Source organism: Paraburkholderia gardini, assembly GCF_907164545.1.
Taxonomy (GTDB): Bacteria; Pseudomonadota; Gammaproteobacteria; order Burkholderiales; family Burkholderiaceae; genus Paraburkholderia; species Paraburkholderia gardini.
This window is the reverse complement of the sequence record NZ_CAJQZB010000011.1, coordinates 120,395-145,507: the sequence shown is the minus strand read 5'-3', so window position 1 is coordinate 145,507 and position 25,113 is coordinate 120,395. Positions and strand designations below refer to the sequence as shown.

At 65.4% G+C, this 25,113-nt stretch carries 26 protein-coding genes, 1 other RNA gene and 1 riboswitch; of the genes, 12 read left to right on the top strand and 15 right to left on the bottom strand.

Annotation, left to right across the window (positions count from 1 at the left end; genetic code table 11):
* Positions 1 to 119: 119 nt before the first annotated feature.
* Complete coding sequence (gene ilvD / locus LPA37_RS10785) at positions 120 to 1,793, bottom strand: dihydroxy-acid dehydratase (RefSeq protein ID WP_228973867.1); 1,674 nt, start codon at positions 1,791 to 1,793, stop codon at positions 120 to 122.
* 181 nt (positions 1,794 to 1,974) lie between these two features.
* Here ilvD and LPA37_RS10780 point away from each other — a divergent pair, with 181 nt between their 5' ends.
* A complete protein-coding gene (locus LPA37_RS10780) occupies positions 1,975 to 3,030 on the top strand; it encodes a LysR family transcriptional regulator (protein ID WP_229012540.1) in 1,056 nt (351 codons plus the stop codon).
* A 35-nt stretch (positions 3,031 to 3,065) separates the two neighbouring features.
* Positions 3,066 to 3,965 carry a prolipoprotein diacylglyceryl transferase gene (lgt, locus tag LPA37_RS10775; protein WP_228973870.1) on the top strand — a complete coding sequence of 300 codons (900 nt, stop codon included), beginning with the start codon at positions 3,066 to 3,068 and terminating at the stop codon, positions 3,963 to 3,965.
* A 99-nt stretch (positions 3,966 to 4,064) separates the two neighbouring features.
* Here lgt and LPA37_RS10770 read toward each other — a convergent pair whose 3' ends face one another.
* The 5 genes from LPA37_RS10770 to LPA37_RS10755 all read right to left on the bottom strand — a co-directional run bounded on the left by LPA37_RS10770 (position 4,065) and on the right by LPA37_RS10755 (position 6,512).
* Entirely contained in the window at positions 4,065 to 4,787 is a 723-nt protein-coding gene (locus LPA37_RS10770) for an SIMPL domain-containing protein (protein ID WP_228973872.1), read from the bottom strand.
* A 181-nt stretch (positions 4,788 to 4,968) separates the two neighbouring features.
* Entirely contained in the window at positions 4,969 to 5,427 is a 459-nt protein-coding gene (locus LPA37_RS10765) for an EVE domain-containing protein (protein WP_228973874.1), read from the bottom strand.
* Between the two features lie 93 nt (positions 5,428 to 5,520).
* A non-coding RNA gene (gene ssrS, locus LPA37_RS27965) (6S RNA) lies at positions 5,521 to 5,702 on the bottom strand.
* 127 nt (positions 5,703 to 5,829) lie between these two features.
* Positions 5,830 to 6,144, bottom strand: a complete 315-nt coding sequence (locus LPA37_RS10760; RefSeq protein ID WP_228874672.1) for a cell division protein ZapA — start codon at positions 6,142 to 6,144, stop codon at positions 5,830 to 5,832.
* Entirely contained in the window at positions 6,141 to 6,512 is a 372-nt protein-coding gene (locus tag LPA37_RS10755) for a coiled-coil domain-containing protein (RefSeq protein WP_228973877.1), read from the bottom strand. The genes LPA37_RS10760 and LPA37_RS10755 overlap by 4 nt, the downstream gene beginning before the upstream one ends.
* A 188-nt stretch (positions 6,513 to 6,700) precedes the next feature.
* A riboswitch (cobalamin riboswitch) is annotated at positions 6,701 to 6,947 on the top strand.
* Positions 6,948 to 7,048: 101 nt separating this feature from the next.
* Between LPA37_RS10755 and LPA37_RS10750 the strand changes: the two genes are divergently transcribed.
* The 6 genes from LPA37_RS10750 to cobC are packed head-to-tail and all read left to right on the top strand — an operon-like array spanning position 7,049 to position 13,343.
* Complete coding sequence (locus tag LPA37_RS10750) at positions 7,049 to 8,986, top strand: TonB-dependent receptor domain-containing protein (protein ID WP_229012539.1); 1,938 nt, start codon at positions 7,049 to 7,051, stop codon at positions 8,984 to 8,986.
* A 36-nt stretch (positions 8,987 to 9,022) separates the two neighbouring features.
* Positions 9,023 to 10,102, top strand: a complete 1,080-nt coding sequence (locus LPA37_RS10745; RefSeq protein WP_229012538.1) for a FecCD family ABC transporter permease — start codon at positions 9,023 to 9,025, stop codon at positions 10,100 to 10,102.
* Positions 10,099 to 10,938: an ABC transporter ATP-binding protein gene (locus LPA37_RS10740; RefSeq protein WP_229012537.1), complete on the top strand. Its 840-nt coding sequence runs from the start codon at positions 10,099 to 10,101 to the stop codon at positions 10,936 to 10,938. The genes LPA37_RS10745 and LPA37_RS10740 overlap by 4 nt, the downstream gene beginning before the upstream one ends.
* Positions 10,935 to 11,990 (top strand): nicotinate-nucleotide--dimethylbenzimidazole phosphoribosyltransferase, encoded by a 1,056-nt coding sequence (gene cobT, locus LPA37_RS10735; protein WP_228973884.1) that lies wholly within the window; start codon positions 10,935 to 10,937, stop codon positions 11,988 to 11,990. The genes LPA37_RS10740 and cobT overlap by 4 nt, the downstream gene beginning before the upstream one ends.
* Positions 11,991 to 12,015: 25 nt before the next feature.
* Positions 12,016 to 12,774, top strand: a complete 759-nt coding sequence (locus LPA37_RS10730) for an adenosylcobinamide-GDP ribazoletransferase (protein WP_229012536.1) — start codon at positions 12,016 to 12,018, stop codon at positions 12,772 to 12,774.
* Positions 12,759 to 13,343 carry an alpha-ribazole phosphatase gene (gene cobC, locus LPA37_RS10725; protein WP_229012535.1) on the top strand — a complete coding sequence of 195 codons (585 nt, stop codon included), beginning with the start codon at positions 12,759 to 12,761 and terminating at the stop codon, positions 13,341 to 13,343. The genes LPA37_RS10730 and cobC overlap by 16 nt, the downstream gene beginning before the upstream one ends.
* Before the next feature lie 31 nt (positions 13,344 to 13,374).
* Here the strand turns inward: cobC and LPA37_RS10720 are convergent, their stop codons facing one another.
* From LPA37_RS10720 to cobU, 4 genes are read right to left on the bottom strand one after another with little or no spacing between them, the layout of a single operon-like run.
* On the bottom strand, positions 13,375 to 14,292 hold the full coding sequence (locus LPA37_RS10720) for a cobalamin-binding protein (protein ID WP_229012534.1): 918 nt from the start codon (positions 14,290 to 14,292) through the stop codon (positions 13,375 to 13,377).
* Positions 14,289 to 15,323 (bottom strand): threonine-phosphate decarboxylase CobD, encoded by a 1,035-nt coding sequence (gene cobD / locus LPA37_RS10715; RefSeq protein WP_229012533.1) that lies wholly within the window; start codon positions 15,321 to 15,323, stop codon positions 14,289 to 14,291. The genes LPA37_RS10720 and cobD overlap by 4 nt, the downstream gene beginning before the upstream one ends.
* Positions 15,316 to 16,254, bottom strand: coding sequence for an adenosylcobinamide-phosphate synthase CbiB (gene cbiB / locus LPA37_RS10710; RefSeq protein ID WP_229012532.1), 939 nt, complete (start codon positions 16,252 to 16,254; stop codon positions 15,316 to 15,318). Before cbiB ends, cobD begins: the two co-directional genes overlap by 8 nt.
* The gene (gene cobU, locus LPA37_RS10705; protein ID WP_229012531.1) at positions 16,251 to 16,799 is read right to left on the bottom strand and encodes a bifunctional adenosylcobinamide kinase/adenosylcobinamide-phosphate guanylyltransferase; all 549 of its coding nucleotides are present in this window, start codon (positions 16,797 to 16,799) and stop codon (positions 16,251 to 16,253) included. The genes cbiB and cobU overlap by 4 nt, the downstream gene beginning before the upstream one ends.
* A gap of 162 nt (positions 16,800 to 16,961) precedes the next feature.
* Here cobU and LPA37_RS10700 point away from each other — a divergent pair, with 162 nt between their 5' ends.
* Both LPA37_RS10700 and LPA37_RS10695 read left to right on the top strand, forming a co-directional pair.
* On the top strand, positions 16,962 to 18,479 hold the full coding sequence (locus LPA37_RS10700; protein ID WP_229012530.1) for a cobyric acid synthase: 1,518 nt from the start codon (positions 16,962 to 16,964) through the stop codon (positions 18,477 to 18,479).
* Between the two features lie 128 nt (positions 18,480 to 18,607).
* Positions 18,608 to 19,027, top strand: a complete 420-nt coding sequence (locus LPA37_RS10695; protein WP_228973896.1) for a DoxX family protein — start codon at positions 18,608 to 18,610, stop codon at positions 19,025 to 19,027.
* Positions 19,028 to 19,171: 144 nt separating this feature from the next.
* Here LPA37_RS10695 and LPA37_RS10690 read toward each other — a convergent pair whose 3' ends face one another.
* Complete coding sequence (locus LPA37_RS10690) at positions 19,172 to 19,801, bottom strand: ParA family protein (RefSeq protein ID WP_228973898.1); 630 nt, start codon at positions 19,799 to 19,801, stop codon at positions 19,172 to 19,174.
* Between the two features lie 168 nt (positions 19,802 to 19,969).
* Between LPA37_RS10690 and LPA37_RS10685 the strand changes: the two genes are divergently transcribed.
* Positions 19,970 to 20,389, top strand: coding sequence for a PaaI family thioesterase (locus tag LPA37_RS10685; RefSeq protein ID WP_229012529.1), 420 nt, complete (start codon positions 19,970 to 19,972; stop codon positions 20,387 to 20,389).
* A 116-nt stretch (positions 20,390 to 20,505) separates the two neighbouring features.
* On the opposite strand, the gene panD is transcribed toward LPA37_RS10685, so the two are convergent.
* The 4 genes from panD to LPA37_RS10665 all read right to left on the bottom strand — a co-directional run bounded on the left by panD (position 20,506) and on the right by LPA37_RS10665 (position 22,953).
* Positions 20,506 to 20,892, bottom strand: coding sequence for an aspartate 1-decarboxylase (gene panD, locus LPA37_RS10680; protein ID WP_229012528.1), 387 nt, complete (start codon positions 20,890 to 20,892; stop codon positions 20,506 to 20,508).
* A gap of 83 nt (positions 20,893 to 20,975) precedes the next feature.
* Positions 20,976 to 21,809 (bottom strand): pantoate--beta-alanine ligase, encoded by an 834-nt coding sequence (gene panC, locus LPA37_RS10675; RefSeq protein WP_228973904.1) that lies wholly within the window; start codon positions 21,807 to 21,809, stop codon positions 20,976 to 20,978.
* 83 nt (positions 21,810 to 21,892) lie between these two features.
* On the bottom strand, positions 21,893 to 22,765 hold the full coding sequence (locus LPA37_RS10670) for a segregation and condensation protein A (RefSeq protein WP_228973906.1): 873 nt from the start codon (positions 22,763 to 22,765) through the stop codon (positions 21,893 to 21,895).
* A gap of 2 nt (positions 22,766 to 22,767) precedes the next feature.
* Complete coding sequence (locus LPA37_RS10665) at positions 22,768 to 22,953, bottom strand: DUF3460 family protein (RefSeq protein WP_228973908.1); 186 nt, start codon at positions 22,951 to 22,953, stop codon at positions 22,768 to 22,770.
* 375 nt (positions 22,954 to 23,328) lie between these two features.
* Here LPA37_RS10665 and LPA37_RS10660 point away from each other — a divergent pair, with 375 nt between their 5' ends.
* A complete protein-coding gene (locus tag LPA37_RS10660) occupies positions 23,329 to 25,110 on the top strand; it encodes an autotransporter assembly complex protein TamA (protein WP_229012527.1) in 1,782 nt (593 codons plus the stop codon).
* The last annotated feature ends 3 nt before the right edge of the window (positions 25,111 to 25,113 follow it).

Here is a 25,113-nt window from a genome sequence, read left to right as displayed (position 1 = left end):
GTTGACTTCTTGTCGACGCATTATAAAAGCAAAGGGGCACACGACGTCGTGTGCCCCTTTGTACTGCGTGAAGCCTTTCCAGCAAGGCTGGCGGCACGCCGCCAGCCTTCGTTCCCGCATCAGCCCGTAATCGCGCCCTTGTTGGCCGGCAGCGCGAGCGCGGCGTATTTCGCCAGCACGCCGCGCGTGTAACGCGGCTTCGGTTGCTGCCATGCCGCGCGGCGGCGCTCCAGTTCGGCCGCGTCGACGTTCAGTTCGAGCAGCAGCTTGTGCGCATCGATCGTGATCGAGTCGCCTTCCTGCACGAGACCGATCGTGCCGCCCACGAACGCTTCCGGCGCGACGTGGCCGACCACCATGCCCCACGTGCCGCCCGAGAAGCGGCCATCCGTGATCAGGCCGACGGATTCGCCGAGGCCCTTGCCGATCAGCGCGGAAGTGGGCGCGAGCATTTCCGGCATGCCGGGGCCGCCCTTCGGTCCGAGATAACGCAGCACGAGCACGTCGCCCGGCTTGATCCTGTCGGCGAGGATTGCTTCCATCGCGCTTTGCTCGTCCTCGAACACGCGGGCCGGGCCCGTGATCACCGGATTCTTCAGGCCGGTGATCTTCGCGACCGCGCCTTCCGGTGCGAGGTTGCCCTTCAGGATCGCGAGATGGCCTTCCTTATAGAGCGCCTTGTCGATCGGGAAAATCACGTCCTGGTCGGCGCGCGGCTTCGACGGCACGTCTTTCAGTTCCTCGCCGATCGTCCTGCCCGTGATCGTCATGCAGTCGCCGTGCAGCAGACCCGCGTCCAGCAGGATCTTCATGACCTGCGGAATGCCGCCGGCCTTGTGCAGATCCGTCGCCACGTACTGGCCCGACGGCTTCAGGTTGCAGATCACCGGCACTTTCTTGCGCATGCGCTCGAAGTCGTCGATGGTCCATTCGACTTCGGCGGCGTGCGCGATCGCGAGGAAGTGCAGCACGGCGTTCGTCGAACCGCCGGTCGCCATGATCACGGCCACGGCGTTTTCGATCGACTTCTTCGTGATGATGTCGCGCGGCTTCAGGTCCTTCTTCACCGCTTCGACCAGCACGCGTGCCGATTCGGCGGCCGAATCGACCTTTTCGTCGTCCGGGTTCGCCATCGTCGACGAATACAGCAGCGACATGCCGAGTGCCTCGAACGACGAGCTCATCGTATTGGCGGTGTACATGCCGCCGCACGAGCCCGACGACGGGCATGCGTTCTTTTCGACGCCGTCGAAATCTTCCTGCGACATGCGCCCGGCCGTGAATTCGCCGACGGCTTCGAACGACGACACGATCGTCAGATCCTTGCCCTTCCAGTTGCCCGGGCGGATCGTGCCGCCGTAGACGTAGATGCCCGGCACGTTCAGGCGCGCGAGCGCCATCATGCCGCCCGGCATGTTCTTGTCGCAGCCGCCAATCACGACCACGCCGTCCATCCACTGGCCCTGCACGCAGGTTTCGATGCAGTCCGAGATCACTTCGCGCGACACGAGCGAGTACTTCATGCCCTCGGTGCCCATCGACATGCCGTCCGAAATGGTCGGCGTGCCGAAGATCTGCGGGTTCGCGTCGGACAGCTTGACGGCTTTCACCGCGGCGTCGGCGAGACGCTGCAGGCCGGAATTGCACGGCGTGATGGTCGAGTGGCCGTTTGCAATGCCGATCATCGGCTTGTCGAAATCGGCTTTCTCGTAGCCGAGCGCGTAATACATCGACCGGTTTGGCGCGCGTGCGACGCCCTGGGTGATGTTCTTCGAACGACGGTTGTACGACATGGGGAGCTCCGTATTGTCTTGTCCGGGAATCGCGCCCGGAGTGCTGTGTATTGGTGGGGAAATCCGCTGTCCGGGAGGTGCAGGGCGGATGTTTCCAGCACGTGGCGCAAGAATGCAGTTTCTCGAGGCACGTGTCCAATATATTATTCAGGCTTGATCAGGTCGGAAAAAGTATTAATCGATGCAAGCCGTCACCCCGGATCTGCGCCAGTTGCGCTACTTTATCGCCGTCGCCGAAGAGAAGCACTTTGGGCGCGCGGCCGCGCGCCTGTCGATGACGCAGCCGCCGCTCTCGCAGGCCATCCGCGCGCTGGAAGACACGCTCGGCGTCGAACTGTTCGCGCGCACCAAACGGTCCGTCGAGCTCACGCAGGTGGGCGCCGATCTGCTGCCGGAGGTGCGCCGCCTGCTGGCGAGCGCCGAGGGGCTGCGCCCGCTCGCGCAGGGTCTCGCGCGCGGCGAGGCGGGCGTACTGTCGCTCGCGTTCGTGTCCACGGCGGATTACGGCCTGCTGCCGATGCTGCTGCGCGATTTCGGCGCACGCCACCCGCGCGTGCGTCTGCAACTCGCCGAAGCGACGAGCGACGTGCAGATCGACGAGCTCGTCGCGGGCCGGATCGACGCGGGGCTCGTGATCGCGCCCCTGCCGCCGCGCCACCTCGCGCAGCTGTCGTGGCTGCCGATCGCGCGTGAGTCGCTGGTGATCGCGATGTCGTCGGAGGTCGCGGCGCGCGTCGACCGACATCCCGCCGAAGACTGGCGCGACGCGCCTGTCAGCCTGCGCGACGTCGCCGATGTGCCGCTCGTGATTTTCCCAAGGCGTCTGGCGCCAGGCTTTTATGACATCATTATGGATTGCTACGGCGTCGCGGGCCTCACGCCGCGCATTGGGCAGGAAGCCATCCAGATGCAGACGATCGTGAGCCTCGTGTCGGCCGGCATGGGCGTCGCACTGGTGCCGCAATCGCTGCGTAACCTGCGGCGCACCGGCGTCGTCTACCGTCCGCTGCGCGAATCGGTGCCCGCCATCGAGACCGGCCTCGTCTGGCGCACGGGCGAGGTGAGCCCGGTGCTCGCGGGCTTTATCGACATCGTGCGCGCGTATGTGGCGAACCTTGTCGCGTCCGCGGCGTCAGAGCGGACGAAGCCGAAATCGAAGTCGCCAGCACAGTCGCAAGCGAAGCCTGCGTCCGCGTCACCGGCGAACCCGGTGTCAACCCGTGCGCGCAGGCGCTGATACAGAACCCGCAGTTGAACCACCCATAAAAACACATGCTCATTCACCCCAATATCGATCCCGTTGCCATTCATCTGGGACCGCTCGCGGTGCGCTGGTACGGCCTGATGTACCTCGTGGCGTTCGTTGCGGCCATCGTCGTCGGCCGCTTGCGGCTGCGTCTGCCGCACGTCGCGGCGCAGGGCTGGACCGCGAAGGACATCGACGACATGCTGTTCTACGGCGTGCTCGGTACGATTCTTGGCGGCCGGATCGGCTATGTGCTGTTCTACAAGGCAAGCTGGTATTTCGCGCATCCGCTCGACATCTTCAAGGTCTGGGAAGGCGGCATGTCGTTTCACGGCGGTTTTCTCGGCGTGACGCTCGCGATGGTGCTCTTCGCGTGGCAGCGCAACCGGACGTGGCTGCAGGTGACCGACTTCGTCGCACCGATGGTGCCGACGGGTCTCGCGGCCGGACGTCTTGGCAACTTCATCAACGGCGAACTCTGGGGGCGCGTGACGGACCCGACGTCGCCGTGGGCGATGTTGTTCCCGAGCGCGGCCAACGAAGATGCGGGCTGGATGGCGGCGCATCCGGACCTCACTTCGCGCTGGCACCTCGCCGATGTGTTCGCGCAATATCACATGCTGCCGCGTCACCCGTCGCAGCTGTACGAGATCGCGCTGGAAGGCGTCGTGCTGTTCTTCGTGCTGTGGTTCTTCACGCGCAAGCCGCGGCCGGTGGGTGCGGCGTCCGCGGTGTTTCTGATCGGATATGGCCTCGCGCGCTTCACCGTCGAGTTTGCTCGCGAGCCGGACGATTTCCTCGGATTGCTGGCGCTGGGGCTTTCGATGGGGCAGTGGCTGTCGCTGCCGATGGTGATCGCGGGCGTGCTCATGCTGCTGTGGGCATACCGTCGCGGCCGCCGCCAGCCGGCGGTGGGCACGAACTGACCGGCACGGCTGTATCGCTGGCTCTGCCTGCCTGACCTTTCTGAAACTGAAACACCCCGGCATGCCGGGGTGTTTCACATGGCGGACGGGCGGGCCGCGTTACTTCATCTGCACGGAGCCCGACACATTGACCGTCACCGTCGACGTACCGCCTTCGAGCGGCATCGGCGCGGCGGCCTTCGCATCGGCGCGGGCGCTCATCATCATCATCGGACGCGGCATCACGCCGTTGTGCCCGACGTTGACTTCGCGAATCGTGTAGCCGCTGTAGCCGAACGCTTCAGCCGCCGATGTCGCCTGCTGCCGGAACGACGCGATCGCCTCACCGGTCAGCTTCTTTTCCGCGGCGCGCTGCGCTTCCGGCGACAGCGAAAACGACACGTTGCCGACCTGCATCACCGAAGACAACTGCCCCGCGAGCTTCGACGCAGCGGCGAAATCGTGCGATTCGAGCTGTACCTCCGTGCGGCCGCGCCACGCGGAAATGCGTCCGTCGCGATCGGTTGAAGGGTAGATCGAGAACGAACCGGTGCGCGCCGTTACGCCCGCGACACCTTTAGCTTTTTGCAGCGCCGAATCGGCGCGCTGGTTCAGCGTGCTGGTGAGCGAGCCGGGATCGCCCGCTTCCTGCTCGTAGAAGAGCGTGATGTTGACGACATCCTGCGGCACGTCGGTGCTTGCCTGCGCGGACAGCGACAGCACGCCCGACGGCGGATTCTGCACGGCGGTCTGGGCAAAGGCAGTGGTGGGCGCGAGCGAGAGTGCGAGCGGCGTGACGGACGCCAGTGCGAAGGCGAAAGCGAGTGCGTTTTTTCGGGTCATTTGATGAATTCCTTCTTGAGCCGGTTGCACGCGAAGGGTCTGGCGCCGGTGCGCCATCCAGTGCCTTCACGGCCGCGTCATGCCACGAACGGGCACGACGCTTGCGGAACTGTTAGGCGTCTGTCAGGCGATACGGTTCCCGCAGGCAAGATCCGATTACACAAATCGCGCCAGCACACACTCACACCAGATGCTTCGTGATGAACTGCCATTCGGCTTCGGTGACGGGCGTAATCGACAGCCGGTTGCCTTTTGCCAGCACGCGCATGCCTGCGAGCTCGGGATGCTCGCGCAGCGTCGCGAGCGGGATCAGCGCGATCTTCTTCTTGAAGACGACGTCGACGAGCGCCCAGCGCGGCGTTTCATGATCCGATTTCGGATCGTAGTACGGGCTCTTTTTGTCGAACTGCGTGGGATCGGGGTAGGGCGTCGACGCGACCGCCGCGATGCCCGCGATGCCGGGCTCAGGGCAACTCGAATGGTAGAACAGCACACCGTCGCCGACCTGCATCGTGTCGCGCATGAAATTGCGTGCCTGATAGTTGCGCACGCCTGTCCACGGTAACGTGTGATGCGGCGCCTCCGCGAGGTGATCGATGCTTGCTTCGTCCGGTTCGGACTTCATTAGCCAGTAGCGCATGAGTCGATATGAACGTTGAAGTGGAGAGAGGAAAAAGAGGAAAGCAGGGGTGCAAATGAAAACGGCACCGGACGAGTGTCCGATGCCGTCGAATAGATCCCCGCCATAGCCGCTAGGCCGGCATCCTGAACCGGGGGTTCAGAATTGGTCGCAGTTAGCCGCACTTCGGGTACATCAGACAGAGTGACGCGCACGCCCGTGCTGCAAATTTCCACAACCGTGCACATGGCATTGGTTCAAGGAATATATGACCTTGGCAAACCAGGCAGGGAAGGTAAAACGAGGTGAATCCAGACGCGCCACAACCTCATGAAGTACATCGCGCCGAACTCGAAGAGCGGTCACATGACCGGACTTTAAAAACATCGACTGCAAAACCTGTACTGCTCCGGCACTGCAATTTTACTGCACGCCGTACTGCTGGATGACTGCGCCCAGCTGTTCGTTCATTGAGTGCATTGTACGCCGGATTTCCTCAGCGGGAAAAGATTCTCCGTGCCGCACGCTGGCTTGCAGCTTAAGCAGTTCCGATGCCAGCGACAGCGCAGCCATCACCGCGATACGGTCCTGCCCACGCACGTTGCTGCCCGAACGGATCTTCGACATTTCGGCATCGACGCGTGCCACGGCTTCGAGCAGCGCGGCTTCGGTTTCCGGCGAACAGGCGAGACGATACGGCTGGCCGAGAATCGAGACTTCGATCTGCTTCGTGGTCATGCGTTTTCTCCGTGGCGGGTGACTTCGCGGCCGGCTTCCACGTCATGATCCTCATGTTCGTGCGGCGGGGTTGCGAGCAGGTCGAGCTGGTTGTCCGGCTCGGCATGCGATCGCGCGCGCGGGAGTTTTTCGAGGATGGCGTTCAGGCGGACCTGTGCGTCGTCGATCTTCGACGAGAGCGTGTCGCGCTCCGCCTGCAGCGCGTTGCGCTCTTCGCGGGTCTGCTCGAGTTCAACGCGTGTGGCCTCGCATTCCGCGCGTGCCTGGGCGAGCTGATCTTCGAGCGCGCGGCGCGCCTCGTGATGACGCTGGCTGATTTCGATCAGCCGGCCAATGTTCTGTGAGAGTGTTTCGAGTTCGTTGAGCATGTGCTGCGTCCTCTAAAGACACGGCATTCTAGCGCGGAATGTCGCAGGTTCCGACAATTGTCTCGTTTCGAGACGTAACAACCTCGCTTTATGCGAGTTTTATGCCTGCAAAACACGATAATCGAATAAATCGGCGCGCACGCGAATTGCAGTGAGCGCCGCTTTCTTGACGCTAAAGCAGGCCGCTCCTACACTTGCGGCACTTTGGTGCCCGCGCGCATTTTCATGTCGCGCAGTTAAACGGGAAACAGGGTGCGCGGCATTGCGATCGCGTCAACCTGTGCTGCCCCCGCAACGGTAAGCGACCGCGTTATTTCCCGCAAGTCGATCCGATACGCGCCGTCAAAAAGCGCGCAGCGCCACTGCGCATTCATGCGTGGGAAGGCGGATCGACGCGTCGCCAGCCCGGATACCGGCCAGAGGGAAGGGCGTCGTTCGCGCGCGGCAAGCTGCCTGTCTCGCGACGAACAGTCGTCCTGTCGCGCAATGGCCTGCGGGGAAGCGGGCCGCGCACCTCAGCTACAGGAATTCACCGGATGTACACGCCCATCGCCCGCGCGGCGCTGCTCGCCCTGACCGGCTTGCCGCTCGTCGCACTGGCCCAGTCCGCGCAGACGGACAACACACCTTCCTCCGCGCGCACGGTCGCGCAGTCCCCCGCACAGGACGCGACGGCTTCCACACCCACACCCGCATCCGGGGCCGCCCCGGCGAAGGCGACGCTCGCGCCCATCGTGGTCACCGCCGCGCGCGGACCGCAGTCGCTCGCGGATGCCATTCCCCAGACCACGCACTTCGACCAGCAGGACATCGCCGATACGACCGCCCGCGATCTGCCAGGCTTGCTGCAACTCGCGCCGGGCGCGCAGATCGTGCGCAACGGCGGCCCGGGTTCGTCGGCGAGCCTCTTTTTGCGGGGCGCATCGGCGCAGCAGTCGCTCGTGTTGATCGACGGCGTGCGCGTCGATTCCGTGAGTCTTGGCAACGCGCAGATCGAGCAGCTTCCGCTCGACCAGATCGATCACGTCGAAGTGGTCAACGGTAACGTGTCGGCGCTGTACGGATCGGGCGCGGTCGGCGGCGTCGTGCAGGTGTTCACGAAGCCTGGCGGCAACCATCCCCCGCGCTTCAATTTTTCCGTCGAATACGGCAGCTATCACACGCAACGGCAGCAGGCGGGCGTCGATGGTGCGCTCGACAGCGACGGCAAGACGACCTTCAGCGTTTCGATTGCACGCGCGAAGGACGACGGCTTTTCATCGATCAACCCCGCGCTCGCGCCGGTCAATCCGAACGCGAACGGCTATCTGAACGAGAGCGTCTCGGCGTCCCTGCGTCACCGCTTCAACGACAGGTGGGACGTGGGCGTGCGTTATCTCCAGTCGAACGGCAACGACAGCTTCGACAATCCGTACGGCGTGCCGACCGATCTCAACAATCTGTACAGCAAGGTCCAGCTCGCTTCGGCGTTCGCGAACGGACGCGTGACCGACTGGTGGACGACGCACGTGATCGTCGCTGCCGGCAACGACCGCAGCAATACCGCGCTGAACGGCGTCTACACGGATCACTTCGATACCGACAACCGTCAGTACACGTGGCAGAACGATTTCACGTTCGCGCCGCAGCAAAAGCTCCAGACAGGCTACGAGCATCTCGACCAGAGCCTCGATTCGAACGACTACGGCGCGCCCGACCGTCACGTGAATTCCGTCTTCGCGGGTTATACGGGACGCGTTGGCCGCAGCCAGTTCCAGGCGAACGTGCGGCGCGACCAGTACTCCGATTTCGGCGGCGCGAACAGTTACTATCTCGGCTACGGATACGATGTCACGGAACACTGGAAGGTGACCGCAAGCTGGTCGGACGCGTTTCGCGCGCCGACCTTCAACGACCTGTACTACCCGTATAGCGGCAATCCGTCGATCCAGCCGGAGCGCAGTCACTCGGTCGAGGCGGCGTTGCAGTATGCGTCGGACGCGCTGGGCGTGATGAAGCTCACGGCGTTCGAGACGCGCTACACGAACCTGATCGAATATCAGCAGATGAGTCCGGGCGAGTTCGTCGCGCAGAACGTGGGGCGCGCGAAAGTGCAGGGCGTCGAGGGATCATGGAGCGGCCATGTCGGCAGAACGGACGTGCGCGCGGCGCTCACGTTCCAGAATCCCGTCGACGAAGACACGAATACCGGTCTGAACCGGCGCGCGCGTCACTTCGCTTCGTTTTCAGCGAATCGCAGTATCGGCGGCTGGCGCGTGGGCGGCGAGTGGCTCGTGAGCGGCGAGCGCAACGACAGCGGCACGACGCTCGCCGGCTATGGCGTCGTGAATCTCTCGGCGCGTTATGCGATCACGAAGTCGTGGTATGTGGCCGCGCAGATCCAGAATCTCTTCGACAAGGACTATGAACTGGCCTACACGTACAACACGCCGCGACGCGGTGCGTATCTCACGCTCGGCTGGCAGCAGCAGTGAGATGCGCTGCGTTGCCGGTTCGCGGGGTAAGCAGGCATGTCGTCTGAGCGCGCCGCGATGAACCGCATCTCGATGCGCCCGCCGGCCGGCATGAGCGCGCGGCGCGCCCTCGCGATCTGGTGCGGGCTGGCCGTGCTCGCGTTGCTCGTGTTCGTGGCGTCGCTGGCGCTTGGCAGCGTCGCGCTCGGGCCCTTGCGTGTCGTTGGCGCGTTGATGCCGTGGCATCCGGGCGTAAACGCCTCGCTGGGTTCGTCATCGCCGGATCTGGCTGTCGAGATCGTGCGCACGCTGCGTCTGCCGCGTGCGCTGGCCGGCTTCGCGTGCGGCGCGTTGCTCGCGATGGCGGGCGCGCTGCTCCAGGTGTTGCTGCGCAATCCGCTCGCCGAGCCGTATGTGCTTGGCGTGTCGGGCGGCGCCGCGAGTTTCGCGCTCGTCGCGATGATCGCCGGATGCGCGTGGTGGATCGTCGACGCCAGCGCGTTTGCCGGCGCGTTCGCGTCGATCCTGCTGGTGCTCGGTCTCGCGCGACGTGAGTTGTGGCGTGGCGAGCCGCAGGACTCGTCGCCCCGTCTTTTGCTGACGGGCGCGGTGATCGCGGCGGGTTGGGGCGCGGTCATCACGTTGCTGCTGAGCGTGGCGCCCGAGAGCCGCCTGCGCGGCATGCTGTTCTGGCTGACCGGCGACCTGAACGGTGGCGGCATGCCGTGGGTCGCGCTCGCAGCGCTCGTCGTCGCCCTGGTGGCGATCGTGCCGGCCGCGGCGCAGCTGAACGTGCTGCTGCGCGGCGATGCGGCCGCCCAGGCGCTCGGCGTGCCGGTCACGCGCCTGCGGCTGCGCGTGTATCTCGTCGCCTCGCTCGCAGCGGCGGCCGCGGTGACGACGGGCGGCACGATCGGCTTTGTCGGCCTCGTCGTGCCGCATATGCTGCGGCTCGCGTTCGGCAACGACCAGCGCATGCTGTTGCCGGCCGCCGCGCTTGCAGGCGGTCTCGCCGTGATGGCCGCCGATCTCGTCGCACGCACGGTCATCGCGCCCGCGCAGTTGCCGGTCGGCGTGATCACCGCGCTCGCGGGCGTGCCGGTGTTCCTCTGGATGCTGTTGCGCAGGCGGCGATGATGAATGCACACGCATCTGCCGCTTCGACACTGTCCGCGCAGCGCGTCACGCTGCGTGCCGGCGCACGCACGTTACTCGACGATTTCACGCACACGTTTCATCCGGGCGAGGTGTGGTGCATCGCGGGTCCGAACGGCGCTGGAAAGACCACGCTGATTTCCGCGCTGGCCGGTTTGCTCGAACCCGCGAGTGGTCACGTCGAACTCGATGGCGTGCGCGTCGCTACATGGTCGCCCGCGAAGCTCGCGCAACGCCGTGCGCTGATGCCGCAAGGCGAGCGCGATGCGTTCAGCGCGAGCGTCTTCGAGATCGTGATGCTCAACCGTTTTCCGCATCTCGACGGCTGGGGCTGGGAGCGTGCCGAAGATCGCGCGGCGGCGCATGCCGCGCTCGACACGCTTGGCCTCGCGCTGCTCAAGGCGCGCGACGTGCTGTCGCTTTCAGGCGGCGAGCGCCAGCGTGTGGCGCTGGCGGCGGTGCTGTGTCAGGACGCGCCGCTGCTGCTGCTCGACGAACCGCTTTCGCATCTCGACCTGCATCATCAGATCGACTGCCTCGAAGCGCTGACGACGTGGGCACAGCCATCGAAGCATTCGCCGCGCAGCGTGATTTTCTCGTGTCACGATCTCAACCTCGCGCGCCGCTTTGCCACGCATGCGCTGCTGCTCGACGGAAACGGCACGGCCCACGCGGGCCCGGTCCGCGACGTACTCACGCCGGCGCTCGCGAGCAGCGCGTTCGGCTATCCGCTTGTCCTGATCCGTGACGGCGAACACGAAGCATTGATCCCGTCGACCCAACGCGATATCTCTCATTTTTCAAACAGACAACCATGACTTCATCCACGCCCGCGCTCCCCGTTGTCGAACCGCTCGAACAGACGTTGCGCGCCGAACTGCAGCGCATCATCGATACGAAGACGAAGCCGCCCGGCAGCCTCGGCCGCCTCGAAGGCCTCGCGCGTCAGATGGGCATGATCCAGCGTACGACGCGCCCTTCAATCGAACGTCCGGCGATGATCGTCTTCGCGGGCGATCACGGTATCGCGCACGAAGGCGTAAGCCCGTATCCGCAGGCGGTGACGGCGCAAATGGTGGCGAATTTCCTCGCGGGTGGCGCGGCGATCAATGCGTTGAGCCGCGTCGCGGGTCTCACGCTCGAGATCGTCAACGCGGGTGTGGCGACGCCGTTGCCGCCGTCCGGCCTGCTCATCGACATTCCGGTTGCACGCGGTACGCGCAACTTCGCACATGAACCCGCGATGACCCATGACGAAGCGTTCGCCGCGCTGCACGCGGGCGCCGGACGCGTGCGCGCGCATGCGGCGCTCGGCACCAACGTGATCGGCTTCGGCGAGATGGGGATCGCGAATACGTCTGCCGCGGCCTGCATCATGAGCCGCCTGAGCGGTGTGCCGGTCGCGGATTGCGTCGGGCGCGGCACGGGGCTCGACGACGCCGGCCTCGCGAAAAAGCGCCACATCCTGGCGGCCGCGCTCGCCGCGCATCCGGAGACCGAAACCGCGATCGATGTGCTGGCAACCTTCGGCGGTTTCGAAATCGCGATGATGGCCGGTGCGTTCATGGCGGCGGCGCAGGCACGCATGACGATCCTCGTCGACGGTTTCATCGCGACGTCGGCGCTGCTGGTGGCGCGGGCGCTGGCGCCGGCTGTCGTCGATTACTGCGTGTTCGCGCATGCGTCGAACGAAGCCGGCCATCGGCGCATGCTCGACCAGTTCGATGCGCAGCCGCTACTCGCGCTCGATCTGCGACTCGGCGAAGGCACGGGTGCCGCACTTGCGTTGCCGCTGTTGCGTGCCGCGGTGGCGTTCGTCAACGAGATGGCGAGTTTCGAATCGGCAGGCGTCGCGAACCGCGACGCCTGAACCCGACGCACTGAGCCACGCCAACATGAATCCGCATGCTGAACTGCGTTACTTTTTCACCGCGCTCGGCTATTTCACGCGCGTGCCGGTGCCGCGCTGGGTCGGCTACGAACCGCACTATCTGAACGCGGCGGCCCGCTATTTTCCGCTGGTGGGTGCGCTGGTCGGCGCGCTCGGCGCGGTGGTGTATCTGGCGGCGCTGCGTGTGTTTCCGGTGAGCGTGGCCGTGCTGCTTTCGATGGCAGCGACGCTCTTCGTCACCGGCGCGTTCCATGAAGACGGGCTGGCGGATTGCGTTGATGCGTTCGGCGGCGGCTATACGCGCGACGACGTGCTTCGCATCATGCACGACTCGCGCATCGGCGCGTTCGGCGCGATTGCGCTGGTAGTCGCGCTCGCGCTCAAATGGCAGACGCTCGCCGCGTTGCCGCCGCTTCGCGCTGCGTGGCTGATGATCGCGGCGCACGCGGCAAGCCGCACGTGCGCGATCAGCTATCTCGCGACGCTCGACTACGTGCGCGCCGAAGGCAAGGCGAAGCCGGTCGCGCAGCGCATGAGCGCGTTCGCGCTGATGCTGGCGAGCATATTTGGCGTGCCGTGGCTCTTCTGGCCGGACTGGCGCGCCGGATGTGCCGCGGCGGTCGTGCTGGTCGTGCTGCGCTTCGCGCTCGGCCGTTACTTCGTGCGACGCATCGGTGGATACACCGGCGATTGCCTCGGGTTCGCGCAGCAGATCTTCGAAATCGCGATCTATCTGACGGGGCTTGCATGGATCTCATTCTGATCCGTCACCCGGCGGTCGCGATCGATGCGGGCGTCTGTTATGGGCGCAGCGATGTGGCGCTCGCCGACGCGCCCCCTGCGAGCGTGGCCGCGCTTGAAGCGAGGCGGCTCGAACTGCCCGCGCCGGATAGCGTGTGGTCGAGCCCGCTGACGCGATGTCACTCGATCGCTGCGCCGTGGGCCGCGCGATGGGCCCGTGAAGTTTCCGTCGATCCCCGCTTGCAGGAGATGGACTTCGGCACGTGGGAGCAGCGGCGTTGGGACGACATCGATCGGGCGTTGCTCGACGACTGGGCCGCCGATCTGCATCACGCGCGCGCGCACGGCGGCGAGAGTGTCGCGCAGTTCAGCGCACGTGTGGAGACATGGTTCGATGAGCGGCAAACCGAAGCTGGCGATGCATGCGTGCAAGTCGTTACACATGCGGGCGTGATACGTGTGCTGACATCGCTCGCGCTTCGCGTATCGCTTGAACAGACGCTTTCGTGGTCGATCGATTTTGCCGGCGTGGTGTGGCTGCGGCGACGCGAACCGGGCGCCGCGTGGACGCTCGTGCGCTGGAACGTCTGAGCGCATCCACGCCGCTGGCAAAAGGCGCGCGCTAGCGCTGCGGTTTGCCCGTTCGATGCGAGCGCGCCGTCTCCAGATCCTGGCAGAGTAGCGCCGCGCCTTGCGCGATGCGCGGCGCGGGACGGTTGATCAGATCGCCGTCGATGGCAAAGAGGTTGTCGTGCGCGACGGCATCGAGCGCCGGCCACGCGCGCCATGTGTCGAGTTGCGGCAACGGCCGGTCGGGTGTCGTCGCGCCGGGCGATGCGGTCACGATCGCTTCCGGATTGGCGGCGAGCACGGCTTCGGTCGAAACGGTCGGCACAAGCGGTTCGAGTTTCGCGAACACATTGCGCCCGCCGCACAGCGCAATCATTTCACTGATCAGATGCGTGCCGTTGAGTGTCATCAACGGCTGATCCCAGACCTGATAAAACACGCTCACAGTGGGCCTCGACGCGTAACGCGCGCGCAGTTGCGCGATGCTGTTGCGATACGCACTCGCGGCGGCGTCCGCGACCGGCGATGTACCGAGCAGCTCACCGAGCTTCGTTAACGTGACGGCGATGTCGTCGAGATGATGCGGTTCGCTGAAATAGAGCGGAATGTGCAGGTCGCGCAGACGGTCGAGCTGACGCTGCGCATTGCCATGACGCCACACGACGATCAGATCCGGCTTCAGCGCGACGATACGTTCGAGATCGAGCGCCTTGTTGTCGCCGACGCGTGGCAACTGTTTCGCTGCGGGCGGATAGTCGCTGTACGTCACCGCGCCGACGATTTTCGCACCGCCGCCCGCCGCATACAGCAACTCGGTGACATGAGGCGCAAGGCTGATCACGCGTTGCGCGGGGGCGGCGAGGGTAACGGCGGCACCGGAATCGTCGGTGACGGTGATCGCGAACGCGCTTGCTGAAAACGCGCAGGCAGCGAGAGCGGAAAGGACAACAGAAGCGAGGCGTTGCGTCATCGATCGTCGAAGGAGGAGAGGGGCGCGGTCCCGATCGCGTGCATGCTGTCCTTCAAGCCCTGTTCGAGACGCGACCATTGCGCGTCCGTTGCGGGCAGACCGAAGCGCACGCTCGCCGGTGCCGGAAAAAAGCGCGTCCAGATTCCGCGTTGCGCGAGCGCGTGGTGCAGCGCGGCGGCACGCGTGTCCGGTGTCCACGCGAAGAGCGGCGTGCGACTGAGCGGCAGCCGGTGCGCGTCGAGGAGCGCGGCGAGACGCGCGCTGTCGTCATCGAGTTGCGCGCGCATCGTGCGTTGCCATCCGGCATCGTTGAACGCTGCCGTGACGGCGTGGCGCGCGGGGCCGCTCACGGTCCACGCGCCAAGCGTTTCGCGCAACGACGCGAGCAGCGCGGGCACGGCCAGCACGAAGCCCGCGCGCGCGCCGGCAAGTCCGAAGAATTTGCCTGGCGAGCGGAACACGACCAGTCCCGCACGATCCGTCGACCCCGCAAGCGAGCCGGACGGCATCGTGTCGGCAAACGCCTCGTCGACGATCAATGTGCCGCCGCGCGCCGACAACTGCGCATGCCATCGATGCAGCGTCGCGGCGCTCACGTGTTGCGCAGTCGGATTGTTCGGATTGACGACTACGGCATGTGTCATCGCATCGGGCAGTGTTGCGCCGGTCACGTCGAGCGGCATCACGCGATGACCGGCGCGTTCGAACGCCGGCGCGTATTCGCCATACGTCAGCGGCGCGATGCCGACGGTGCCTTGGGGCAACAGCGCGGGCAGCGCGCGGATCGCCGCCTGGCTGCCCGCGACCGGCAGCACGTGCGCGGCATCCGGCGCGCCGTAGTAGCGCGCGGCGCACGCGGCGTAGCCGTCGCCTTCGTCGGGCAGACGCCGCCATGCATCGGCGGGCACCGGTGGCACCGGATAACCGTGCGGATTGATGCCGGTCGACAGATCGAGCCAGTCTTCGTACGGGATGCCATGGCGGCGCGCCGCTTCGTGCAGGTTGCCGCCGTGAACGATGGCGTCAGACATTGAATGGCACGCTTAGGAGCGCCAGTACGATCAGTACGGCGAGCCACAGGAACACGCTGCGCTCGACGAGCGTCAGCGCCGCCATCACATGCTGCGCGGTCGCGGTGCGGCCCATGCCGAGCATCGGACGTTGCTCGATCGCGCCGTGATACACCGCCGGTCCGCCGAGTTGCACGTTCAGGCTGCCGGCCCCCGATGCCATGACCGGCCCCGCGTTCGGACTGTCCCAGCGCGGCGCCTGTTCGCGCCAGCAGCGCAGTGCGTTGCGCGTATCGCCGAGCAGCGCGTAACTCGCGGCGGTGAGACGCGCGGGAATCCAGTTGAGCACATCGTCGAAGCGCGCGGCGGCCCAGCCGAAACGCAGATAACGCGGCGTGCGGTAACCCCACATCGCGTCGAGCGTGTTGGCGAGACGAAACGCCAGCGCGCCCGGTCCGCCGAGCAGCGCGAACCAGAAGAGCGCGCCGAAGATCGCGTCGTTGCCGTTCTCGAGCGCTGATTCGACGGCGGCCCGGGAAAGCGCGGCTTCATCGGCGTGGGCCGTCTCGCGCGACACGATGCGCGAGGTCAGCATGCGCGCCTGTGCCAGATCGCGCCTGACGAGCGCGCGCGCGATCGGCGCGATGTGATCGTGCAGGCTGCGCGCGCCGAGCGCGAACCACAACAGCGCGACGTGCAGCGCGCACGCATACAGGAACGGCAGCACGGCGACGAGCCACGCGGCAATCGCAACCGGCGGCGCGACCGCGAGGAGCCACGCGACGATGCCCATCAGCCGCGCGCGCACGCCCGTGTTCAGGCGCGTCTCGATCGCGGCGGCGAGCTTGCCGAACGCGACGAGCGGATGCGCGGTACGCGGCTCGCCAATCCAGCGATCGACGATCACCGAGGCCGTCGCGAGCGTGGCGATGAGCGGCATCGTGAGGATCATGCGGCGGCCGGTGTCTTGAGCGCGAGCGGCAGGCCCGCGACCATCATCGTGACCTGCGTGCTCAACGCGGCGATGCGCTGGTTCAGGCGGCCGAGTTCGTCGACGTAAAGACGCGTCGCCGCGCCCAGCGGCACGACGCCCAGCCCGATTTCATTGCTGACGACGATGATCTTGCCGCGCGCCGAAACCAGCGCCGCTTCGAACGCGGACAGCAGCGTTTGAGGTTCACCGGCCGGCGGCGCGTCGCCGGCCGGGCAGAGGAGATTGGCGAGCCACAGCGTCAGGCAGTCGATCAGGATGCAATGGCCGGGCGCGTCGATTGCGGCGACCGCACCCGCGAGATCGAGCGGCGCCTCGTGCAACTTCCAGTGCGACGGACGCCGTTCGCGATGATGCGCGACACGTTCGGCGAATTCGTCGTCCGCGACGCGCGCGGTGGCGATATAGGTGACCGGCAAGCCGCTTTCGCTGGCGAGCCGTTCGGCATGCAGGCTCTTGCCCGAGCGGGCGCCGCCGAGAACGAAGGTGAGGTCGCGGGGAATCATCGCGTGATTGTACCGGCTACCGGCGTGTTCCCTCGCGGGCGATAATGCGGGCTCCTCTTGCCGCCGCCCTGCGATTCTTTCGTGACGACTTCTTCATCGCCCCCGCCTTCCTCGACATCTTCCGCATCTTCGCCCGATCCGGACGCGCGTGAAAATGTGCGCATGAACGTCCACGTGCCGCGTGGCACGCTGATGATCCAGGGTACGACATCCGATGCGGGCAAAAGCACGCTCGTCGCGGGGTTGTGCCGGCTTGCGCGTCGCGCGGGCGTGCGGGTCGCGCCGTTCAAGCCGCAGAACATGGCGCTCAACAGCGCCGTGACGGTCGATGGCGGCGAGATCGGGCGCGCGCAGGCGTTACAGGCGCTCGCCGCCGGCATCGATGCGCACACCGACCTGAACCCCGTGCTCCTCAAGCCGACGAGCGACCGCGGCGCGCAGGTGATCATCCACGGCAAGGCGCGCATGAATCTCGACGCGCGGGCGTATCACGACTACAAGCCGGTCGCGTTCGAAGCCGTGCTGGAATCGTATGCGCGCCTGCAGGCGGCGTACGACACGATCTTCGTCGAAGGCGCGGGCAGCCCGGCGGAAGTGAACCTGCGCGATCGCGACATCGCGAACATGGGTTTCGCCGAGGCGGTGGACTGTCCGGTCGTGCTGGTCGCGGATATCGATCGCGGCGGCGTGTTCGCGCATCTGACGGGCACGCTCGCATGCCTCTCGCCGGGCGAGCAGGCAAGGGTGCGCGGTTTCATCATCAACCGGTTTCGCGGCGACATCGGACTGCTGAAGCCCGGGCTCGACTGGCTCGAAGCGAAGACCGGCAAACCGGTGCTCGGCGTCGTGCCGTATCTGCACGGCCTTACGCTCGATGCCGAGGATATGCTGCCGCGCGATCCGCACACCGCCCATGCGGCCGATGGCGCGCCGGTATTGCGCGTCGTCGTGCCGGCGTTGCCGCATATCAGCAACCACACCGATTTCGACGCGCTGCGCGCCCATCCGCAGGTGGAATTCAGCTACGTACGGACCGGCACGGCGCCGCCGCCGGCGGACCTCGTGATCCTGCCCGGCTCGAAGAACGTGCAGGCCGATCTCGCGTGGCTGCGCGGCCAGGGCTGGGAGGAAGCGTTGCGTCGCCATCTGCGTTACGGGGGGCGTGTGATCGGCATCTGCGGAGGCATGCAGATGCTGGGGCGCGAAGTGGCGGACCCGCATGGCGTCGAAGGCGCGCCGGGGAGCGTCGCCGGGTTCGGCTGGCTTGACTATTCGACGACGCTCACACAGGCGAAGACGCTGAAGAACGCGACGGGCCGCCTCGCGCTGGGCGATCCGGCCACGGTGAAGGGCTACGAAATCCACATGGGCGAGACGGAAGGGCCGGCGCTCGCGCGGCCCGCGCTGCTTCTGGCTGGGGATGAACCGGTGGCGACGCGCCCCGACGGCGCGATTTCCAGCGATGGGCAGATTTTCGCCACCTACCTGCACGGGCTCTTCGATACGCCGCAGGCGTGCCACGCGATGCTCGCGTGGGCCGGCCTCGCCGACGCGCGGCATCTCGACTATCCGGCGCTACGCGAGGCGTCGCTCGATCGCCTCGCCGACACCCTGGCGGCACACCTCGATCTGCCGAAGCTGTTCGGCGCGCTCAGCTGGCACAGTGGATTAGCGAATTAACCGATTAACACCTGAAAGGAAATAATCTAAGCCTTTCTGGCGGTTTTTCATCCTCACGGGTTCGAATACAGTCTGCTCCATCGATGGCGCGCCTCGCGCTGTCAGTTCAACCCTTTGAGGAGCCGGACATGAATTCGACCCGTAACGCCGATGCAGCCGCCACGATCCTGCGGCTGACCCTGGGCGTGCTGTATCTCGCCCACAGCCTGCAAAAGATTCTCGTCTTCACGCTGCCTGGCGCAGCCGCGTTTTTTGTGTCCGTCGGGCTGCCGGGATGGCTCGCGTATGTGACGGCGTTCGTCGAACTCGCCGGCGGTATCGCGCTGCTGCTGGGCTTCCAGGTGCGCTGGGTCGCGCTTGTACTGCTGCCGTTCATGCTGGGCGCGATGTCGGTTCATCTGCACAACGGATGGAGCTTCACGTCGCCGAGCGGCGGCTGGGAATACCCGGCGTTCTGGGCGATCGCGCTGGTCGTGCAGGGGTTGCTGGGCGGCGGGCTCTACGCTGTTGGCGCGGCGCGGGCATCGCGGCAGACTGTTGGCGTTTGATGCTTCTGGGCGCGATGTCCGGTGCGACAGGTTGCTGCCCCTGGCGCGCTGGATGATCGGCCCGATCGTGCCGCCCCGTCTCGCGGGGCGGCACAGGTCGCATGTGCGGTTGTTTCAGGGGTGACGAGCGGCTGAACGTGATGTTCAACCCTTGCCGTTGGTCCATTCGATGATGGGTTGCCACTGTTCGAGATCTTTCTCGACGCGGCTTTTGGCGACATCCCACAGCGTCAACCCGTGCGCGGCCAGCTGGACGTAGTTCTGCGTATCGCGCAGATAGCCCAGCACCGGCAGCTTCAGGCCTTCGACGAAACGATGCAGCTGGTCGGCCGAGCGCGTGCGCGCGTCGACCCGCATGCCGACGACGCCGACTTCGATGTTGCCTTTGCGGATGGCCTTCTCTTTCGCGAGCCGCTCCAGGAATTCCTGTGTCGCGAGAATATCGAAAATGGATGGCTGGAGCGGCACGATGATCTTGTCCGCGAGTTCCAGCGCGGCGTTCATGCGATTGCCGTGCAGGCCGGCCGGGGTATCGATGATCGCGTGTTCAAGACCTTTGGGCGGTTTCACCGGGGTGTCGTGATCGATTTCCCACCGTTCGATGGCGGGCAGCGTGCCGGGTCGCAAGTCGAGCCAGGCGTGCGAGGAATGCTGTTTGTCCAGGTCCGCGAGCGCGACCCACTCGCCGGATGCCGCAAAAAAACCTGCCAGATTGGTAGAGAGCGTGCTTTTGCCGACGCCGCCCTTCGGATTCGCCACTACGATGACCGTCATGAATTCTCCCGGGAAGAAGGCCGGCCGCGCCAGCCGGTTTACCGTGCCTGTCTTTCGTTTTGCAGTCGATTGCGTTCAGGCGTTGATAATATCGGCAAATCCGGTCGCTTCGAAGTCTTTGTCCAGGCCGTTCCGTCTTTTTATCTTTTCCGTTGAGGTTCGAACCTTATGAGCATGCTTCGCCCGGAATATACGATTGAACACCTGCGTGAACGGCAAAAAGGGACGTTGCCCGATCTGCTCGGGTTTCGCGTCGTCTCGCTCGAACAGGGGGCGCTCGTCGGCGAACTCACGGTGCGCGGCGATCTGCTCGCGCCGAACGGCTTCCTGCACGCGGCCTCGGTGATCGCGCTGGCCGATACGGCCTGCGGTTATGCGTGTCTCGCCCATCTGCCCGACAAGGCGGTGAATTTCACGACGATCGAACTGAAGAGCAATTTTCTGGGCACGGCGATCGAAGGGGTTGTCAGAGCCGAGGCGACCGGCGTGCATCTGGGCCGCAGCACGCAGATCTGGGACGCGAAGGTTTTTGCGCCCAATGGCAAGGTGATGGCCCTGTTCCGCTGTACGCAGATGGTGTTGTACTGACGCGGCCTTGAGCCGGTTTTCTCCGGCCAGAAACAGGAAAGCGCAACGTGTTCACGCTGCACTTTTTTTGCATCCGGGGCCGGGCCGGATGAACGGCACGGCAGGCTGTGTGCGGCTCAGGTCCAGCTCTGCGTCGGCACGTGATCCCGGCTGCCCTTGATCCGGTTGTGCTCGTCGACGAAGACCAGATCCGGCTTCCAGCCCGCCTTGAGCTCGGCTTCGTCGACCGTCGCGAACGCCGCGATGATGACGAGATCGCCCAGCTGCGCGCGCCGTGCCGCCGACCCGTTCAGCGAGATCATGCCGCTGCCGCGTTCGCCCTTGATCGCGTACGTCGAGAAACGTTCGCCATTGTTGATGTTCCAGATATCGATCCGCTCGTTCTCGAGGATGTTCGCCGCTTCGAGCAGGTTTTCGTCGATCGCGCACGAACCCTCGTAATGCAGTTCGCAGTGCGTGACCGCCGCGCGGTGGATCTTCGACTTCAGCATATGGCGTTGCATGACCGTTTCTTTCCTTAAGTACCCTGAATGTGCGTGGAATGTGCGCTGAACGGGTGACGCGATGCGTCCGGTAGCCGCCGGCGTCAGATTTCGAGGTTGTCGATCAGGCGCGTCGCGCCCAGTTTCGCGGCCGTGAGCACGACGAGCGGCTCGTCGATATCCTGCGCGGTCGGGGGAAGCAGGTTCACCCGCTTGCGCACCGCGACGTAGTCCGGTTGCCAGCCGCGCGCGGCGAGTGCGGCCATCGCGGCGGCCTCGATCTGCGCGAAATCGCGGTTGCCCGCCAGCACGGCGTCGCGCACGCGGTTCAGTTCGGCCGCAAGGCGCGGCGCCTCGGCGCGCTCGGCGGCCTGCAGGAAGCGGTTGCGCGAGCTGAGCGCGAGGCCGTCGGCGTCGCGCACGGTTTCCGCGGCGATGATGTCGGTGGGTAGCGCGAACTGGTTGCACATCTGCCGGACGATCATCAACTGCTGGTAATCCTTCTTGCCGAACACCGCGACGCGCGGCTGCACGCACGACATCAGCTTCATCACGACGGTACACACGCCCTGGAAGAAGCCTGGCCGGAATTCGCCCTCGAGGATGTCGCCGAGATCGTGCGGCGGATGCACGCGATATTCCTGCGGCTGCGGATACAGATCCCGCTCCGTCGGCGCGAACAGCACGTAGACGTTTTCCTTCTGCAGCTTTTCGATGTCGGCTTCGAGCGTGCGCGGATATTTGTCGAAGTCCTCGTTCGGGCCGAACTGCAGCCGGTTCACGAAGATACTCGCGACCACCGGATCGCCGTGCTGGCGCGCGAGGCGCATCAGCGAGAGATGGCCTTCGTGCAGGTTGCCCATCGTCGGCACGAAGGCAGTGCGGTTCTGGCCGCGCAACTGGTCGCGCAATTCGTGGATCGAGCTGATGACTTTCATGATCGGTCGCGGGTTCCTTGCGGATTTTTCAGGCGAAAGAGGGTGCCCCGTCGGCGAATCGCCGGGTGTTCACGAGGCGAGCCTCATGCAGGCAGGTAGGCGAGGCGCACGTAGATCGGTGCGAACGGCTCGGCCTGGGTGATGTCGATCAGCGATTCTCGCGAGAGCTCAAGCATCGCGATGAAGTTCACCACCACGACCGGCACGCCGCGCGTGGTGTCGAACAGGTCGGAAAACTCCATGAACCGTGCGTTCTGCAGGCGCCGCAGGATCGTGCTCATGTGCTCGCGCACCGAGAGTTCCTCGCGCGAGATACGGTGATGCTGCACGAGCCTCGCCCGCTTGATCACGTCGGCCCACGCGGCGCGCAGGTCGTCGGAATTCACGTCGGGAAAGCGCGGTGTGATGCTCTGCTCGATGTACACCTCGGCGCGCAGGAAATCGCGCCCGAGTTGCGGCAACTGGTCGAGACGTTGCGCGGCGAGCTTCATCTGCTCGTATTCCAGCAGCCGGCGCACGAGTTCGGCGCGTGGATCCTCGACTTCGTCGCCGGTGTCCGCCTTCTTCACCGGCAGCAGCATGCGCGATTTGATCTCGATCAGCATCGCGGCCATCAGCAGATACTCGGCGGCGAGTTCGAGATTCGTCTTGCGCAACTGGTCGACGTAGCCCAGATACTGGGTGGTGACGTCGGCCATCGGAATGTCGAGTACGTTGAAGTTCTGCTTGCGGATCAGGTAGAGCAGCAGATCCAGCGGGCCTTCGAACGTTTCGAGAAAGACTTCGAGCGCGTCCGGCGGGATGTACAGGTCCGTCGGCAGCTTGAAGAGCGGCTCGCCGTACAGGCGCGCGAAAGCGATACCGTCGACGGTATCAGGCGTCGAATCGGTCGCGGGCGCGGCGAGCGCTGCGTCGGGACGTCCCGATGCGGCGCGGGCCTCGTCGGCAGTCGTCACGCTCAGAAGTTCTGGTAATAGACGTAAGGCGTCTGTTCAACGCGCGACGATTGTTGTTTGGCGCGCTCGTCCAGATCGATCGGCTGTTTGTCCCACAGCAGCGAACGGCCGCGGCGCTGTTCTGCTTCCAGAGCAGGCTTTTGCTGCTTCAGCTGATTCAGGAATTGCGTGATATCCGATTGATACATGGTTCGACGTCCGTGAGAGATGAATGCGACCGTCGCCCAGGGCGCCAGCCGGTGTCGACGGTAATTTTACCGCAAGCGCCCGGTCCGGTCGAAAAGTCCCGGAACATTCCTGCCGCCGCGGCGTCGAAGCGCGGGCGCTGCCAGCTGCACGAGGGCTGCGGCGCCCGGCCAGGCGGGCGGGCGGGGCAGTTCTGGCGGTTCCGCTCAAAGGATTCATTTGAGATCGCCGTGCCGTGCCGATGTGGTCAAATAGCGCGTTGCGGTCCGCCTGCGCGGCGCCGGGCGGAAACAATCAATAATGGCCGGAGGTCCTGTTTGGCGGGGTGTGTGATCGAACCGTCGCGCGTGTCGCGTGCAGCAACTGGTGTGGGGCGCATGGACGCCGCGCGCCTGAAGGCGCGCACGCTCAGGGTGTGGCTCGTCTTCAGCTTCCTTGCGTTCGTCTGTGCCCTGAGTGCCGGCCACGCGCAGGCGCGCACGGCGCCCTCCTACAAGGTCGACATCGAAACCTCGCCGCGCGCGCTGCGCAAGCTGCTGGAAGAGCATCTCGATATCGCGCGCTTCGCGAAACGCGAGGACATCAGCGACGACCAGTTCGACTTCCTCGTCACCGCGACGCCGCAGCAGGTGCGCGACCTCACGGCGACGCAGGGCTATTTTTCGCCGGTCGTGCGCACGGACGTCCGCACGGTCGAGGGCAAGCGGGAGGTCACGGTGAGTGTCGATCCCGGGCCGATGACCACGATCTCTTCGATTTCACTGTCGTTTCGCGGGCCCGTGCTGACCGAAGACCCGGCGCAGGCAAACGCGGCGCGCTTCGCGTTTTCGCTGCACGAGGGCGACCCGTTTTCGCAGGGCGACTGGGACGGCGCGAAGAACGCTTCGCTGAAAGCACTGCAGGCGCGCCGTTATCTGGGTGCGAAGATCTACCATTCCGAGGCACGCATCGATCCGCGCACGCACGAGGCGAAATTGAGCGTCACGTTCGACAGCGGCCCGACGTTCACGATGGGCAAGCTCGATGTCTCCGGCACGCGCCGCTATCCCGGGCAGATCGTGGAGAACGTGAACCCGATCACGGCCGGCGATATCTACGACGAGCAGCGCATCGTCGAACTCCAGCGCCAGTTGCAGAACACGCCGTATTACGCGAGCGTCGCCATCGACACCGACAGCGATACGGCGAAGCCGCTCGAAACGCCCATCCACGTCAAGGTCAGCGAATATCCGTACAACAGCATTCGCGGCGGCGTCGGGTATTCGACCGACAACGGCCCGCGAGTCCAGGGATCGTATTCGTATCTCGACACGTTCGGCGCGGCGTATCCGTTCACCGTGGACGGCCGGATCGACCAGATCCAGAAGTACGGCCAGGTTCAGCTGGCGATGCCGCCCGGCCAGCGTGGCTGGGTGAACAGCGTGCTCGCGTCCTATACGACCACCGACGTGTCGGATACGCGCATCTACAGCGCGCGCGCCGGCGTACAGCGGGCACGAACCTCGCAGTTCATCGACTACTCATATTCGATCCTCTACTACCAGGACCGGCTGCTGCAGAACGTCGGGCCGCCCACGACGAGCCGTGCGCTCGTGCCGACCTGGTCATGGACGCGCCGCAATACCGACGACCCGCTTTTCCCGCGCTCGGGCAACCTGATTCACGTCGAGGCCGGCTTCGCTGTCAAGCACGTGCTGACCGACCAGAGCTTCGTGCGCGGCTACGCGCGCGGCCAGCAGTATGTGCCGGTCGGCAAGCGCGACCTCGTGCTGTTTCGCGCGGAACTGGGCGGTGTGTTCACGAGCGGCTCGTCGAGCGGGATTCCGGCGTCGCTGCTGTTCCGCGCGGGCGGCTCGAATTCGGTACGCGGCTACGGCTTTCAGAGCATCGGTAACAACGTCGACGGCTCGATCCTGCCGACCAAATACGTCGTCACGGCGACGAGCGAATACCAGCACTGGTTCAATCACGACTGGGGCGCCGCGGCGTTCTTCGACATCGGCACGGCCACCGATACCTGGGGCGAACGCGTGTTCTATCCGGGCGTCGGCGTGGGTGCGCGCTGGCGCAGCCCGGTCGGCCCGGTGGACGTCGACCTCGCGTACGGCATTCGTAATCACAGCGTGCGTCCGTATCTGACGCTCGGCATCGCTTTCTGATTT

Coding starts and splice junctions, on each gene's coding strand:
- panD (WP_229012528.1), bottom strand. CDS start 20,892: ATGCAACGCCATATGCTGAAGTCGAAGATCCACCGCGCGGCGGTCACG.
- LPA37_RS10700 (WP_229012530.1), top strand. CDS start 16,962: ATGAACGTCCACGTGCCGCGTGGCACGCTGATGATCCAGGGTACGACA.
- LPA37_RS10730 (WP_229012536.1), top strand. CDS start 12,016: ATGAATCCGCATGCTGAACTGCGTTACTTTTTCACCGCGCTCGGCTAT.
- LPA37_RS10660 (WP_229012527.1), top strand. CDS start 23,329: ATGGACGCCGCGCGCCTGAAGGCGCGCACGCTCAGGGTGTGGCTCGTC.
- lgt (WP_228973870.1), top strand. CDS start 3,066: ATGCTCATTCACCCCAATATCGATCCCGTTGCCATTCATCTGGGACCG.
- cobU (WP_229012531.1), bottom strand. CDS start 16,799: ATGATTCCCCGCGACCTCACCTTCGTTCTCGGCGGCGCCCGCTCGGGC.
- cbiB (WP_229012532.1), bottom strand. CDS start 16,254: ATGATCCTCACGATGCCGCTCATCGCCACGCTCGCGACGGCCTCGGTG.
- cobC (WP_229012535.1), top strand. CDS start 12,759: ATGGATCTCATTCTGATCCGTCACCCGGCGGTCGCGATCGATGCGGGC.
- LPA37_RS10720 (WP_229012534.1), bottom strand. CDS start 14,292: ATGACGCAACGCCTCGCTTCTGTTGTCCTTTCCGCTCTCGCTGCCTGC.
- LPA37_RS10685 (WP_229012529.1), top strand. CDS start 19,970: ATGAGCATGCTTCGCCCGGAATATACGATTGAACACCTGCGTGAACGG.
- panC (WP_228973904.1), bottom strand. CDS start 21,809: ATGAAAGTCATCAGCTCGATCCACGAATTGCGCGACCAGTTGCGCGGC.
- cobD (WP_229012533.1), bottom strand. CDS start 15,323: ATGTCTGACGCCATCGTTCACGGCGGCAACCTGCACGAAGCGGCGCGC.
- LPA37_RS10765 (WP_228973874.1), bottom strand. CDS start 5,427: ATGCGCTACTGGCTAATGAAGTCCGAACCGGACGAAGCAAGCATCGAT.
- cobT (WP_228973884.1), top strand. CDS start 10,935: ATGACTTCATCCACGCCCGCGCTCCCCGTTGTCGAACCGCTCGAACAG.
- LPA37_RS10665 (WP_228973908.1), bottom strand. CDS start 22,953: ATGTATCAATCGGATATCACGCAATTCCTGAATCAGCTGAAGCAGCAA.
- LPA37_RS10690 (WP_228973898.1), bottom strand. CDS start 19,801: ATGACGGTCATCGTAGTGGCGAATCCGAAGGGCGGCGTCGGCAAAAGC.
- LPA37_RS10740 (WP_229012537.1), top strand. CDS start 10,099: ATGATGAATGCACACGCATCTGCCGCTTCGACACTGTCCGCGCAGCGC.
- ilvD (WP_228973867.1), bottom strand. CDS start 1,793: ATGTCGTACAACCGTCGTTCGAAGAACATCACCCAGGGCGTCGCACGC.
- LPA37_RS10780 (WP_229012540.1), top strand. CDS start 1,975: ATGCAAGCCGTCACCCCGGATCTGCGCCAGTTGCGCTACTTTATCGCC.
- LPA37_RS10760 (WP_228874672.1), bottom strand. CDS start 6,144: ATGACCACGAAGCAGATCGAAGTCTCGATTCTCGGCCAGCCGTATCGT.
- LPA37_RS10755 (WP_228973877.1), bottom strand. CDS start 6,512: ATGCTCAACGAACTCGAAACACTCTCACAGAACATTGGCCGGCTGATC.
- LPA37_RS10745 (WP_229012538.1), top strand. CDS start 9,023: ATGTCGTCTGAGCGCGCCGCGATGAACCGCATCTCGATGCGCCCGCCG.
- LPA37_RS10770 (WP_228973872.1), bottom strand. CDS start 4,787: ATGACCCGAAAAAACGCACTCGCTTTCGCCTTCGCACTGGCGTCCGTC.
- LPA37_RS10750 (WP_229012539.1), top strand. CDS start 7,049: ATGTACACGCCCATCGCCCGCGCGGCGCTGCTCGCCCTGACCGGCTTG.
- LPA37_RS10695 (WP_228973896.1), top strand. CDS start 18,608: ATGAATTCGACCCGTAACGCCGATGCAGCCGCCACGATCCTGCGGCTG.